General features: G+C 39.5%; 12 protein-coding genes. 7 read left to right on the forward strand and 5 right to left on the reverse strand.

Annotated features, from left to right (window positions below):
- Window positions 1–5 precede the first annotated feature (5 nt).
- The 4 genes from adeI to sdsA all read right to left on the reverse strand — a co-directional run bounded on the left by adeI (window position 6) and on the right by sdsA (window position 5,139).
- A complete protein-coding gene (gene adeI, locus AOLE_RS03660; RefSeq protein WP_004789373.1) occupies window positions 6–1,253 on the reverse strand; it encodes a multidrug efflux RND transporter periplasmic adaptor subunit AdeI in 1,248 nt (415 codons plus the stop codon).
- 23 nt (window positions 1,254–1,276) lie between these two features.
- On the reverse strand, window positions 1,277–1,903 hold the full coding sequence (locus AOLE_RS03665; RefSeq protein ID WP_013196966.1) for a phosphatase PAP2 family protein: 627 nt from the start codon (window positions 1,901–1,903) through the stop codon (window positions 1,277–1,279).
- 183 nt (window positions 1,904–2,086) lie between these two features.
- A complete protein-coding gene (locus AOLE_RS03670) occupies window positions 2,087–4,147 on the reverse strand; it encodes a site-specific recombinase (RefSeq protein ID WP_013196967.1) in 2,061 nt (686 codons plus the stop codon).
- A gap of 14 nt (window positions 4,148–4,161) precedes the next feature.
- Window positions 4,162–5,139, reverse strand: coding sequence for an All-trans-nonaprenyl-diphosphate synthase (gene sdsA, locus AOLE_RS03675; protein ID WP_005310003.1), 978 nt, complete (start codon window positions 5,137–5,139; stop codon window positions 4,162–4,164).
- Between the two features lie 443 nt (window positions 5,140–5,582).
- Between sdsA and rplU the strand changes: the two genes are divergently transcribed.
- The 7 genes from rplU to AOLE_RS03710 all read left to right on the forward strand — a co-directional run bounded on the left by rplU (window position 5,583) and on the right by AOLE_RS03710 (window position 11,373).
- Complete coding sequence (gene rplU / locus AOLE_RS03680; protein WP_004639133.1) at window positions 5,583–5,894, forward strand: 50S ribosomal protein L21; 312 nt, start codon at window positions 5,583–5,585, stop codon at window positions 5,892–5,894.
- Between the two features lie 18 nt (window positions 5,895–5,912).
- On the forward strand, window positions 5,913–6,170 hold the full coding sequence (rpmA, locus tag AOLE_RS03685; RefSeq protein ID WP_002116037.1) for a 50S ribosomal protein L27: 258 nt from the start codon (window positions 5,913–5,915) through the stop codon (window positions 6,168–6,170).
- Between the two features lie 242 nt (window positions 6,171–6,412).
- Window positions 6,413–7,108, forward strand: a complete 696-nt coding sequence (gene lolA, locus AOLE_RS03690) for an outer membrane lipoprotein chaperone LolA (RefSeq protein ID WP_005310008.1) — start codon at window positions 6,413–6,415, stop codon at window positions 7,106–7,108.
- 116 nt (window positions 7,109–7,224) lie between these two features.
- Window positions 7,225–8,025: an RsiV family protein gene (locus tag AOLE_RS03695; RefSeq protein WP_013196968.1), complete on the forward strand. Its 801-nt coding sequence runs from the start codon at window positions 7,225–7,227 to the stop codon at window positions 8,023–8,025.
- 118 nt (window positions 8,026–8,143) lie between these two features.
- The gene (gene serS, locus AOLE_RS03700; protein ID WP_013196969.1) at window positions 8,144–9,415 is read left to right on the forward strand and encodes a serine--tRNA ligase; all 1,272 of its coding nucleotides are present in this window, start codon (window positions 8,144–8,146) and stop codon (window positions 9,413–9,415) included.
- 67 nt (window positions 9,416–9,482) lie between these two features.
- The gene (cysG, locus tag AOLE_RS03705) at window positions 9,483–10,856 is read left to right on the forward strand and encodes a siroheme synthase CysG (protein WP_013196970.1); all 1,374 of its coding nucleotides are present in this window, start codon (window positions 9,483–9,485) and stop codon (window positions 10,854–10,856) included.
- A 43-nt stretch (window positions 10,857–10,899) separates the two neighbouring features.
- A complete protein-coding gene (locus AOLE_RS03710; RefSeq protein ID WP_002116042.1) occupies window positions 10,900–11,373 on the forward strand; it encodes a tRNA (cytidine(34)-2'-O)-methyltransferase in 474 nt (157 codons plus the stop codon).
- 59 nt (window positions 11,374–11,432) lie between these two features.
- On the opposite strand, the gene AOLE_RS03715 is transcribed toward AOLE_RS03710, so the two are convergent.
- Window positions 11,433–13,070, reverse strand: a complete 1,638-nt coding sequence (locus AOLE_RS03715; RefSeq protein WP_041834572.1) for a PT dipeptide repeat lipoprotein — start codon at window positions 13,068–13,070, stop codon at window positions 11,433–11,435.
- Window positions 13,071–13,145: the final 75 nt, after the last annotated feature.

Below are 13,145 nucleotides of genomic sequence, written 5' to 3' on the forward strand. Positions count from 1 at the left end.
ACCCCTTATGCATTAGATGCTTTCTGTTCTGCTTGAGGTTTACCTGATTGAGCCGGTTTTGTAGCATTTGGAGCTGCACCTTGAGGATTCGCTGGTTGAGCTTGGTAAGGTTTTGCTGACACTTCTTGCCCTTCTTTAACTTTGGCAACACCATCAACAATCACTTTTTCACCAGCTTTGAGACCATTAGTCACAATCCAGTTTTGTCCTTGAACACCAGAGGTTTCAACAGGACGACTCTCAACAGCGCCTTTAGCATTAACAAGCATTGCTACAGCTTGACCTGTCGGTAAACGCGTAATTGCGGCTTGAGGAATCAGATAAGCATTTGGAACTACACCTTGAACAATCTGCGCAGTTGTGTACATACCCGGAAGTAACAGATGGTTCGGGTTCGAGAATACGGCACGTAAAGTAATCGTTCCTGTATCCTGATTTACAGAAGCATCAGAGAAAGCAAGTTGTCCTTCGATTGGATAAGTCGAACCATCTTCAAGCTTCAACTTCACTTTCGTGTTGTTACTGTTGTTTAAACTGCCTTTGCTGAGTTGTTGGCGTAAACGTAATAACTCGGCACTAGACTGGTTAATATCAACATAGATTGGATCTAACTGTTGAATCGTCACTAAAGGATCAGTTTGGTTTGCTGTAACTAAAGCACCAGCTGTTACAGAAGAACGTCCAGATTGACCAGAAATTGGTGAGCGGATTGTAGAATAACCAAGATCTACATTTGCATTCGTTACTTGAGCTTTCGCAGCAGAAACTTGTGCTTCAGCAACATTAACCTGACCAAGTAAGTCGTCATATTCTTGTTTAGATACAGCATTACTCGAAACAAGTTGCTTATAACGGTTTAGCTTGGTACGTAGTGAAGCTAGATTTGCCTGTTGTTGTAAAAGAGATGCTTTTGCATTTTCAAGCGTTGCACGGTTTGTTCGAGAGTCCAGTTCATAAAGAGCCTGACCTTCACGTACATAACTTCCTTCAGCAAACAAGCGTTTTAAAATTACACCACTTGTTTGAGGACGAACTTCAGAAATTTGATATGCTGAAGTACGGCCAGAAAGCTCAACGCTTTGTTCAACACTTTGTGGTTGAGCAACAATAACACCTACCTCAGCAGGCGGCATTTTCTGAGCAGCAGCAGCTTGCTGTTTCTCATCGGAGCCTTTGCCACAACCAACAAGTGCGATACTTGTTGCTAATGCGCAAGCAGTAAGGGCAGGAGCCCAAAGCTTAGCCGACATCATTGTTCCACCTCGTTAGATAAAATCTAAAAATATATTTGTTTTTTACTTAACCTACTTTGTGTTTGTAATAACCAGAGCCAAAGCAGTGCAATCCAAATAAAACCTATGCCCCAACCGGCGAGTACATCTGTTGGAAAATGAACTCCAGCATATATTCTTGAAAGCCCCATGCAGATAAACCAAAGGCAAGAAATCAAAATGATATAAGGAGAGTTAATGTTGGGCTTATGGCATAACATTATCATTGCCAGACAAGCCAGTGTTGATGCATAAACACTGTGTGCACTTGGGAACGATGCACCGTAACTTTCGACAATATGATATACCTGCGGGGGTCTTGGGCGATCAACACACCACTTGAGCAGCCAACCCATGGTGATACTGCCAAGAACTCCCGCGCTAATGAAAATAACAGTAATATATTTTTTATACCATGCCTGATATATACACACCAGAAAGGATAAAAAAAGTACAAAAGGCATACCGCCTATCCGTGCTAGGAAGATCGTAATAGAGTTAAGATATTCTGAACGATATTCACTCAATATTTGAACGCTGAGAAGATCCAAAGACTGAAGTCTTGGTACAAAAAGACCAAGAACACCTAATCCTAAAAAAATACAACCAATAAAAAGCAACAAATAGGGCATATAAATACCTTTGCTTATTCAAGCAGTGTCCACTACTGAAAGCCGTTAAAAGTGTACTTGCCAGTACACTTTTTTTCAAGCCTGATAGATCATCGTAAATTCATTTTGAAAAATTTTTAACATTTGGAAAAACAATCACAACAAAATTGACGGAATTCACATTTTGTGTACAAAGCAAAATTTTTAATGTTCTATCTTTTTTCCATTATTTGTAGTCGTATTTTCTTCAAGTTCTAGCGGCTGTTTCGGGGGCCAGAAAAAATCACTTGGACGAGTCAGAAAGTGGGTCATAACGAGTTTGGCTAAAGGTTTCCATTGTTCGAAGCGAACACGACGTGCACGTAGAGCCACAATAATCGTTAAAGTGAAACTAACGAATAAGTTAGTGAGACCAATACATAACACGCCTAGAAAGGATACGATAATCAGTCCGATGTCTGGACTGCCGTTAATGGTCATTAAACCTTGAATAAAGTTGGCCGAAGCAAAGGCAATATGACGGATATCTAAAGGTAAACCTAAAATAAACCCTATGGTCCCCATGCTTCCTAACATAATCCCGAATAAGAAGTTACCCGCTAATGCTCCTAAATTGCGCTCAATATATTCAGCAAAACGGTTGAGGCGATCTTGCCCAAACCAGTTGGCTAAGCGACGATGTGCTCTTAGGCGTGGACCGACTTTTCGGTAAACAGCTAGGTTATCGAAGTATCCAGCAATGAGACCCGACAAAAACAAACACACTCCGGCAATCGCTGCATGTGGAACTGCTAATGAAGTGAAGGGGTTTAAGCTGTGCAACAAATACGTTGCTTTAGTATGAGTTAACAAGGGCTCATCAAGATAGAACTGCCAAGCAAATGTAATGAGTGCAGCAGTAGGAATCGCAATTGAAATATTGCCTAAAATAGCAATGAATTGTGTTCGAATAATATTAATAATCAGGGCTGCTAACTCTGCAATTTGAGCTGTTTTAGAGCCTTTACGCTGTTGCACAGTGGCTGCGAGGGCCGCAGCTGTCATTGCAGGTTGTTTGGTTGCAACTGTGAAATGCAGTACATGAATCAGAATGAATCCTAGAGAATAATTCATACTGAAAGTAAAGGCCTGCATTAGCGGAGCCATTGTCATTCTTGCTGCAAGAATTTTTAAAGATGCCATACAGGCAATAATGACACCCGCTCCAGCAGCAGCTTTATACATGCCCCAAAAGCCTTTGGTATCAGTACTTACATAATGTTCACCTGTTCGGCTGGCATTTTCAGTTACTTGAAAAGCAATAAGTTCACTTGTTGTACTTAATAAAGAGCGAACACTTTTTTCACTATAGTGCGCCTTGGTTAAATCGGAAATCAGATGTCCTAAAGAGACATATTTTCCTTTAGTGTTATCTACAACCAAATAAAGCAGTAATTCAATTCGATCGAGGCACTGCTCAAGTAATGACAATAAGTAAGTCAAACTTAAGCTGACCCCAATTCTTTTGGTAGCACGGCGAATTTTTAAAACCACATCCCGACACTGTTCCAACATAACAAATGCTTGTGATGCATCCGGAGGGGAAGTCACCGCAATTTCATGTTCAAAAAGTTCTTGTTTTTTGTACTTCTCGATAAACTCAACAATTTCACGGTTTTGAACTAAAAATGGTGATTCATATTCAGTTAATTCCGGTTGAGCATTAATAAATTCGGGGTAAAGACCAATTCCACTAATTCGATAAGATAAAACGGTAATCGCTTTAATCATTTCACTTTGAATGACAAGCTTTTCATCTACATTACTTTGGCTTTGTCCAATAAGACCAAATAGATTTGCCCAATCTTCCTCATCAATATTATTGAGCCAAATTTTGTCACTTTCTAAATAGAAAATTCTACCAATTAATATTTTGAGTTGGCTTGCATCTTCGATTAACGGTAAAAAATGTGCTCCGAGTCTTTGTCCTAGCTGGTTCCAGAAACCATCTAAAGACAAAATTCCGCTATCAGCATATAAGCTGACTTGTTTATAGCGATTAATTAGACGTAATAAAAAAGTTTGTAGCAGGAAGGGTGCTGTAGGTGTGCGTAATAGGCTTTCAATGAAAGCCTGTATTTTTTGCTTTATCTCATCCGTATTTTGAGGATCGGATGGACGAATAGCATTGACTAACTCAATAAGTAGATTTTCGTCAATGACAGCTTGAGAATCCTCAAGCTGTTTCTGTATTTTTAAAAAAAGATCTGAAAAATTTATATGCATAGGCAAAATAATATCTATTGTATTCGATGTAACGCAAGCTGAGTTAAGTTAATCAAAGCCTGACGATACGGTGTATCAGGTAGGTTTGATAAAGCTTGCAGTGCTGCTTCTGTTTCTTCTTGGGCACGTTGGTGACAATAATCTAAAGCACCAGACTTCTGTACAATTTCTATGACCTGAGATAATTGGTCCACTCCACCAGTTGCAATGCTGCGACGAATAATCGCATGCTCTTCACCTGTTGAGTGTGCTAATGCAGAAATTAACGGTAAAGTTGGCTTACCTTCCATTAAATCATCACCAATATTTTTACCTAATGTTTCAGCATCTGAAGTGTAGTCTAAAATATCATCAATAATTTGGAATGCATTACCAAAATGACCGGCAAACAATCTTAATGGTTCACGATACGCTTCTTGTCCAGCCAAAATAGCAGCGCCTTCTGTAGCCAACTCAAACAGGCGAGACGTTTTACCGTGAATAATTTTTAAATAAGTTTCTTCTGTTGTATCTGGTTGGTGTTGCGATTGAAGTTGTAATACTTCACCTTCAGCAATTTCACATGTACCTGTTGAAAAGTCTTTCAATAAAGTCATGTTGTTTAAATCAACCAATAGGTCAAAAGCGCGAGCAATAAGGAAATCACCCACTAACACAGCAGTTTGGTTATTCCAAGTTGCGTTGGCAGTAGGACGGCCACGACGAAGACCAGATTCATCTACCACATCATCATGAACCAATGTCGCGGTATGCAACATTTCAATGATTGCAGCTAGACGTTGTGCATTTTGCATGTTGTCTAAACCACAAGCGCGAGCCGCCAGTAAACACATAATCGGACGCATACGCTTTCCGCCAGCTTCAACCACATGTTTGCTGACAGACATGACTAAACCGACTTTTGAGCTAATTCCTTCATTAATCAAGTGATCCATCGCAGCAAAGTCTGAGGCAACAGGCGCAAGAATGTCTTGCTTGAAATCGATGACCATATGAAGAAAAACCCCGTACTGGTAGATAAGTGGCGTTAGTGTAACAATTAAAGGTGTGTTGCACAGGTGAACAAGTGGCTGATATTAATCATTTCTATTGTCTTTATGCGTTCTTTGTTCTTTATTTAAGCAAAACATGGTATTTCCGGCAAAACAATAAATTTAATGACATCAGCATTAATACAACTTGTTCTTGTCGCAATTTGTGTCTGGAACTGTATTTTAATTTTCATTCAGAATCAATGAAAACTGCTAAATTCCAATCTAAGCTGTCTGTTGTTTTTGTAAAAAGAGGGGAATAGGAGTCACTGATAAATAGAAAATACTTGTCGTTTGATCAAATTTCACTTAAAATCTGTCGCCTTATATAACCCCAGTGGCGAGCGTTTTAAGATCGATATATCCCTTATCGGCACGACGACACGGGCTAATTGGAGTACATTATGTACGCAGTAATCCAAAGCGGTGGTAAACAGCACCGTGTAGTTGAGGGTGAAACCCTTAAAGTTGAATTATTGAAAGCTGAATCTGGTGCGACTATTACATTTGATGATGTATTAATGGTTGTAAACGGTGACAGCATTCAAATCGGTGCTCCAGTTGTAGCTGGCGCTAAAGTAACTGCAGAAGTGGTTGGCCATGGTCGTCACGACAAAATCCGCATTATCAAAATGCGTCGTCGTAAACACTACCGTAAACAACAAGGTCACCGTCAATGGTTCACTGAGTTGAAAATTACTGGTATTTCAGGCTAATCACGAGGAGTAAGAGACATGGCAACTAAAAAAGCCGGTGGATCGACGAAGAACGGTCGTGATTCAAACCCAAAAATGTTAGGTGTTAAAGTTTACGGCGGTCAAGCTGTAACTGCTGGTAACATCATCGTTCGTCAACGTGGTACTGAGTTCCACGCTGGTGCAAATGTTGGTATGGGCCGTGACCATACTTTATTTGCTACTGCTGACGGCGTAGTAAAATTCGAAGTGAAAGGTCAATTTGGCCGTCGCTACGTAAAAGTTGAAACTGTATAAGTTTTAGCTTCAAAAAAAAAGCCCACATTTTGTGGGCTTTTTTTATGGAATTTAATCTAGTGTATCTTCATCATGATGAATGAAATTCTACAAACAACATGAATAACATAACAAAATATCTTATTTTCTCAATGATTAGCACAGAGTTTGTCGGTTAATATGAGTCTTGAATTAAGAGCTTGCTAAGTTTCATAACTTTGGAAGATGGCAAGTTGTCTTACAGCAACTAAAAAGGTGATGACATGAATATGCTTCGTAAAACTATGTGTGCTATTACACTCAGCGCGTCAGTGCTTGCTCCTGTAATGAGTACTACAGTGTTTGCTGCGCCTGTAGCAGCACCGGAGCAACAGGCAATTGGGAACCTGGTTAATCAGTTATCAGGTTTACAGCGTTTGACTGCCGACTTTGAACAAACAACTAAAGCCAATACAAAAACTGTGGCACAGAAAAAGAGTTTAAGTGCACAGCATATGAACCAGACATTTAAAGGCTCAATGAAAGTTGAGCGTCCGGGGAAATTTTATTGGGAAACAGTAAGTCCTGCTAAACAAACTATTGTAACGAGCGGAAAAACAGTTTGGATCTATGATCCAGATTTACAACAAGCGGTCCGCCAAAGCTTAGATGATCAGGTTGCAGATACACCAGCATTATTACTTTCTGGTAATACCAATCAAATCATGAAATCTTATCGTGTAACGCAACCCGATAAATCAAAACTTTATTTCACATTATTCCCTAAAAAAGAAGATGGTGCTTTCCAAAGCTTAACAATTAGTTTTGGAGCAAATAAAGCACCTACGCTTATGGTGTTACAAGACTCATTAGGTCAGACTACTTATGTGCGCTTTAAGAACGTGAAAGTAAATGCTTCAATTCCAGCATCTGTCTTTAACTTTACGCCACCAAAAGGCACAGATATTATTGATCAATAATTAAAGCCTCTTCAAAAAAGCTACCTTTCACGGTAGCTTTTTTTATATAAGAGAGATAGATACATTTTTTAACCCCACCTTGATCGGACGCTTTGTATAGTGATAGAGGTAAATTCATGGGGATTATTATGCGACTTTACGATAAAAAAATTATTTGTATTCTTCCATTAATGGCTGCAATGGCAATTGTGAGTGGTTGCCAACCAAAGTCGACAGCCAAAGAAGAGCAGGCTGCTTCGACTGCAAAAGTTAAAGAAACTAAAGAGGCTGGTGTTCCTGTAATTCAGGCAAAAGTAATCCCAGTAAAATTGCCAAAATCAAAAGTTTGTTTAGAAGATGGTTGTACTGAGTATGATTTCCAAACAGTACAAACCAATCAGAAGTGGATTAATGATTACTTCACTAATCGAATAAAGAAAGCAGATCCGAATGCTTTTGCAAATTTGGCTGATCAGCCAGTCGAAGTGCCTGAAGGCGAGCCTCGTTCGAGTCAAAGTGCAATTTATGTTCGCTATTTAGGGCAAAATTATAATCTTGCAACCTTTGCATTACAGACCTATTCGTATTCTGTTGGTGCAGCACATAGCATGTCACATCAAGAGTTCGTGACTTTTGATTTATTAAATAAAAAACATATTACTGTTGCGGAACTCATTCAGCCAGATGTCGAAAAACAATTAGTTGATGCACTTTTTGATGCAAATACAAATTGGCTTCAAGAGCACAATATCAGTCGTGAAAAACTGCAATTAAGTGATAATTTCTACTACGGCGCAAATGGGATTGTTTTTGTCTATCCAATTTATGAATTGGCTTCTTATGCTGAAGGGATGTCTGAATTAACGCTGCCATATTTTGAAGCGAGTAAATTCATTAAACCTGAGTATTTACCGAGTGTGCCAAAGTATAAGTTCTAAAATAGGTGATCTATTCTAACAATTGTGTGAAAGCTATTCGTTATGAAGATGATCACTATATTTTTTAGTGTGAAGGCCTTACACTATAGCCAGTTTTTTACCCATATTATGATTGATTATGATCGACCCTAAGTTACTCAGAAATAATATTGAAGCTGTTAATGCAGCTTTGGCAAAACGTGGTGTTCAATTAGATGTTCAAGAATGGGCTTCTTTAGAAACTCGCCGTAAAGACTTGCAATCAAAAACTGAAAAATTGCAGGCAGAACGTAATGCCGGTGCAAAACAAGTGGGTCAGATTAAAAAATCCGGTGGTGATGCTTCTGAAATCATGGCGCGTATGCAAGCGATTGGTGATGAAATCAAAGCTGCTGAAGTTGCTTTGTCAGAGCTTCAAAACGAGATTGAACAAAAAGCGCTTAGCATTCCTAACTTACCAGATGAGTCTGTTCCTGCTGGTAAAGATGAAGATGATAACGTTGAAATTTCAAAATGGGGTACACCTCGTCAGTTTGATTTTGAAATCAAAGATCATACTGACTTAGGTGAGTGGATGGGCGGTTTAGAGTTTGAAACTGCGACTAAATTGACTGGTTCACGTTTTAGTGTGTTGAAAGGTTCTTTAGCGCGCCTACAACGCGCATTAACTCAGTTCATGCTTGATACCCATACTTTAAAAAATGGCTATACAGAAGCTTATGTGCCTTATTTGGTCAATGCTGATTCACTTCGTGGTACTGGTCAGTTACCAAAATTTGAAGAAGATTTGTTCAAACTTCAAGGTGAAAAAGAATATTACCTCATCCCTACAGCAGAAGTTCCTGTTACTAACTTCGTTCGCGATGAGATTATTGATACCGAGCGCTTGCCATTAAAATATGCAGCGCATACACCATGTTTCCGTAGTGAAGCTGGTTCTTATGGTCGCGACACCCGTGGTTTAATTCGTCAGCATCAGTTTGATAAAGTTGAGATGGTGCAAATCGTTAAACCTGAAACTTCTATGCAGGCACTTGAAGACCTTACTGCGCATGCTGAGGGCATTTTGCAGGCTCTTGGTTTGCCATACCGCAAAATTTTGCTCTGTGGTGGAGATATGGGCTTCGGTGCGACTAAAACTTACGACTTAGAAGTTTGGGTTCCAAGCCAAAATACTTATCGTGAAATCTCAAGCTGCTCTAATATGGGTGATTTTCAGGCACGCCGCATGAAAGCACGCTACAGAATGGATCAAAAGAAGACTGAATTAGTGCACACACTAAATGGTTCAGGTCTTGCAGTTGGACGTACTTTGCTTGCTGTAATGGAAAATTACCAACGTGAAGACGGTTCTATCGAGATTCCAGAAGTATTACGCCCATATATGGGTGGTTTAACCTTTATTGACTAAGCTTTGCATCTAAATTGTGCACGGTTTTTGCTTAACCCAAATCAGATGATTAATGTAGAGGTTTAAGGTGGATATTTTTCCAATCTCTTTAAAGTTGCAACAGCAACGTTGTCTGATTGTGGGTGGTGGGCATATTGCTTTGCGCAAAGCAAATCTTTTAGTCAAAGCTGGAGCCGTAATTGATATTATTGCTCCAGCAATTGAAGATCAGCTTTTAGAGTTGGTTCAGGCGAGTGGAGGGCAGTATTTTGCTGAGGCCTTTGCCGAAATTTTTTTAAATACCCCTTACAGATTAGTCATTGCTGCGACTAATGATGCGCAAGTGAACAAAGCTGTTTTTGAGCAATGTGAAGCGCGTAATTTACTGGTCAATAGTGTCGATGATATTCCACACTGCCGCTTTATGGTTCCAGCAATTATTGACCGTTCTCCATTGATCATTTCTGTTGCCTCAAATGGCGCATCACCCGTTTTATCGAGACAACTTCGTACTCAAATAGAAACGATTGTTCCACATGGCATTGGGAAACTTGCTGAGTTTTCTGGTCAATGGCGTAAGCTGGTAAAAGAAAAGATTAGTAACCCAGATGAGCGTCGAATCTTTTGGGAAAACTTATATGCTAGCCCATTAAAAGAACAAGTTTTTAATGACAATTTAGAAGTTGCAAATGATTTGATTCAGCAAGCCTTAACAGAATGGACTGCACCTAAAGGTGAAGTTTATTTGGTGGGGGCGGGACCAGGTGATCCTGAGCTACTGACATTAAAAGCATTGCGTCTTATGCAGCAAGCAGATGTCGTGATTTATGATCGTTTGGTGTCTGCACCGATCTTAGAGCTGTGCCGTCGCGATGCAACCAAAATTTATGTAGGTAAAGCCCGTTCAAATCACTCTGTTCCTCAAGATGGTATCAATGCTTTACTGGTTGAATATGCTCAAAAAGGAAAGCGTGTTTGTCGTCTAAAAGGTGGTGACCCGTTTATCTTTGGGCGTGGTGGTGAAGAGATTCAAGAGCTAGTTGAGGCTAATGTCACTTTTCAAGTTGTGCCGGGGATAACCGCAGCATCAGGCTGTTCAGCTTATGCAGGAATTCCATTAACTCATCGTGACTATGCACAAAGTGTACGTTTCTTGACTGGGCATTTAAAGGAAGGTTCCCCTGAACTCCCTTGGAATGAACTAGTTTATGAAAATCAAACTTTAGTCCTCTATATGGGGTTAGTTGGTTTAGAACGCATTTGTGAGCAACTTATTGCTCATGGTCAACGTGCTGATATGCCTGTAGCTTTGATATCTAAAGGAACCACACCAGAACAGAAAGTTATTGTTGGAACATTAGCTGATATTGCAACTAAAGTTTCTGAACATCATATCGTAGCGCCGACTTTAACTATTATTGGTGAAGTGGTGAATTTACGTGAACAGTTAAAATGGCAATAAATTTATCTGAATTTATTGCTGGTTATTAAAGTCGAGAAAATTTGTGATTCATGTTGTCCTATACGAGCCTGAAATTCCTGCCAATACAGGCAATATCATTCGTTTATGTGCTAATACGGGCGCACAGCTACATTTAGTCAAGCCACTAGGTTTTGAGTTAGATGATAAAAAGCTCAAGCGAGCAGGCCTTGATTATCATGAATGGGCGCGTATGCAGATTTGGGACAACATTGAACTATGCCTTGCAGACTTGAAAGCTAAAGGTGTTGAGCATGTTTTTCCACTCACCACTAAAGGCTCAGCGACTCCACATACAGTCGATTTGAATCGGCCTGTGGCTTTACTGATGGGGCCAGAAACACGTGGTTTGCCTGAGCATGTCCGCTTAATGTTTCCACAAGAACAGTGGATCCGTTTGCCAATGGCCGAAAACTCAAGAAGTTTAAATTTATCTAATGCAACCGCCGTGATTGTTTATGAAGCATGGCGTCAGCAGGGCTTTAAAAACTTAGGATAAGTTATCTAATTTTAAGTAAGAATAAGGCCACAGTTGTGGCCTTATTTGTTTTAGATGTCTTATTTAGGGAAAATTACACCACTTGCTAAATCATAATTTGTTGGTGAGTTGGTATAGACCGATCCAAGTCGAACTGCAAAGAACCAACCTAATTTACCTTGGTCTTGAATTCGATTTTCAACGAGATATGGCTCATCTGTTTCGGATGCAGCATCTTCAATAAATACTTTATATTCAATAGGCCCTGTATTTTCACTATCACGCTCAAATAGATAACCATCAATATTAAAGAAGCCTAGATTATTGTTCGCATCCACCAATCTATAACCTTCAGCTGCCTGCTCTTTAAGAAGTTTTTCAAGTTTTATTGCATCTTCCTTGTTAAACGGAATATGTTGTGGAACTTCAAAATAACGATATGCATAGGTTCCGTTATGTGTACTGCTATTTACACAAGTAGGTACATAGAAGGTTCCATTCGTTGTGCCGTTATTGGTGAATTCTGAGTTTGCGTAAATTAGCTTACAACCTTGTGCACCAAGTTCATTGAAGGCATTCAAAATACTCGTGCGAGAAGTGTTGGTTAAGAAGCGATTAGAATAAGAATATGTTGCTGGTTTCTTATCATTTTTAACAAATAAATATTTATCTGTATTCGAAGTTACTTCTCCAAATGAAAGTTTATATATATAGCCTAAGCTACCTTGTTTATTTAACTCATTTACCCATAGTAAATAACGGTTTGCCACTGAATTAGTTTTAACATCAACTGTTTTATAGGTGTATGTATCAGTGGTTTTATTGTTTTTGACATATAAATTTTTATATAGGGCAAAGCTACTATTAGGATTATCCAAACTGACTGATGGTGTGAGAAGGGCGTAGCCTTGGCGTCCTTGATCATTAAGTTGGGTTAATAGATCTGCCCAAGATTCTTTATTGTCCGCTAGTCTATAACTTGCTGTTGCCAATACTTGTGTCGGCTTTTGCATGCTTGCTGGTGGAGTTGTTTTTGTGAAGCAAGTATTCATGAGATCAAAGTTTGCTTGCTGCAAATAATTATGTATCGCATTTGGTTCATTCGTAGGGACTAGGCAGAATTGATTTGCATTTTTAAAACCTAAAATAGCAGATTGTTTTTGCTCCAATTCTCCAGCTACAACAAGCTGCCAATCTACTTTATTATAGCTTGAGGTTTGTATTGTCTGAGGTGCTCCAATATTTGAAACCAGACTAAAATCTTCAGCTTGGCGGTAACTTGCAACGATGTTACCTGTACAGTTCGATTCATTCTCATAACGTATTGTTTCACTAGCAAATCGAACACTGTTATCAGAAACCTTAATAACGTTCATTTTTAGAGCAGAACCGTTAATACAACCTCCTTTGCCCGCTAACCAACTTCCAACAAAGCGATCCGCTACACTTGTTGGTGTTGGTGTTGGTGTTGGTGTTGGTGTTGGTGTTGGTGTTGGTGTTGGTGTCGGTGTCGGTGTCGGTGTCGGTGTCGGTGTTGGTGTCGGTGTCGGTGTTGGTGTTGGTGTCGGTGTCGGTGTTGGTGTCGGTGTTGGTGTTGGTGTTGGTGTCGGTGTCGGTGTCGGTGTTGGTGTTGGTGTCGAATCATTATCGTCAGACCCGCACCCACTTAAAGCTATAAAAATCAAAGCAATGCTGCTTCCTTTTACTATGTTATTCATCACATGAACCCTTTTTTTATTAAAAATGTGAAAATTTAACATTTTTAAAATAGATCAATTATAATGCAGTTGTAA

The sequence above is a fragment of the Acinetobacter oleivorans DR1 genome (genome assembly GCF_000196795.1).
GTDB lineage: Bacteria > Pseudomonadota > Gammaproteobacteria > Pseudomonadales > Moraxellaceae > Acinetobacter > Acinetobacter oleivorans.